This window comes from Alishewanella sp. WH16-1 (genome assembly GCF_001441695.1).
Lineage (GTDB): Bacteria > Pseudomonadota > Gammaproteobacteria > Enterobacterales > Alteromonadaceae > Alishewanella > Alishewanella agri.
Window position 1 is genome coordinate 1 of the sequence record NZ_LCWL01000055.1, and the last position, 870, is coordinate 870.

1 protein-coding gene is annotated in these 870 nt (G+C 44.6%); it reads right to left on the reverse strand.

Going from position 1 to position 870, the window contains the following annotated elements; genetic code table 11:
• Window positions 1-196 precede the first annotated feature (196 nt).
• Window positions 197-502 (reverse strand): hypothetical protein, encoded by a 306-nt coding sequence (locus tag AAY72_RS05465; protein ID WP_057785891.1) that lies wholly within the window; start codon window positions 500-502, stop codon window positions 197-199.
• Window positions 503-870 lie beyond the last annotated feature (368 nt).

Sequence of the window (870 nt, forward strand, 5' to 3'; positions counted from 1 at the left end):
ATAGCGCGACAATTTCAATTAACCGATAACGCATTAGCAGCTCCCAGCGCAGTGGCCAGCCGCTGGCAACTAAACAGCCACTGGTGTCTGGGTTGCTATTGGTATCTATCGAAAGCGGTTGCTGCGGTTGACTATTTTGCATCTGAACTCCTGTAAAATGTGTCTGAATAGCATACACACCTGCAATCAATACGTTTTAGGCGTTATCCGTTGCTGCATTTAAGGTGGCAACCGGCCAGGGTAAATTAAACTGCTTTAAAATAGCTTGTTCTGCCGCTAACCACTTACTGAAGTTATCAATCTTTAAGCCATAAGGAATAGCTAACACATAATACTCATAGGCCAAATAAACCAAATCGGCATAGCGCCAAATGCGCCCAGCATACACCACTTTATCGTGCTTAGCTTTGGCTAAGTGCTCAATAGCATTGATAGTTTTACATAGCTCTTGCAAGCGGGTTAGCCGGGGTAAGTCCTCAGCATGAATAGGTTGCTTGTTCATTATTAGCTCGCGTTTTGTTGGGTGTTACCCCAACTCTAAGTCAGTGCGCGAACGCCTTAAAGGGTTTGCCGCAAAGGCCAAAAAACATCTGCCTGAAAATCATACACTGAACGCCTGCACAGTATGGCGTGAAAAATGAAACAGCCTAAGATGGTGACACACGGATGACATGTCACTAACCATGACAGTGTATGGACCAACTAGCAGGATGCTATTGGCAAGGATGCTTTTAAGGAAGCTATTAGTAAGGATGCTATTTGCTTGGAAGCGCAGGGACAAATCGGCAAGGATGCCAATTATCAAAGGAGGCTAATATGAGCGTGCTACAGAGAGACTTATTCTTAATTACCTTAGAAGCGCAATTTCGC

Excerpts from the sequence above, each read along its gene's own strand:
- AAY72_RS05465 (WP_057785891.1), bottom strand. The coding sequence starts at position 502 with ATGAACAAGCAACCTATTCATGCTGAGGACTTACCCCGGCTAACCCGC.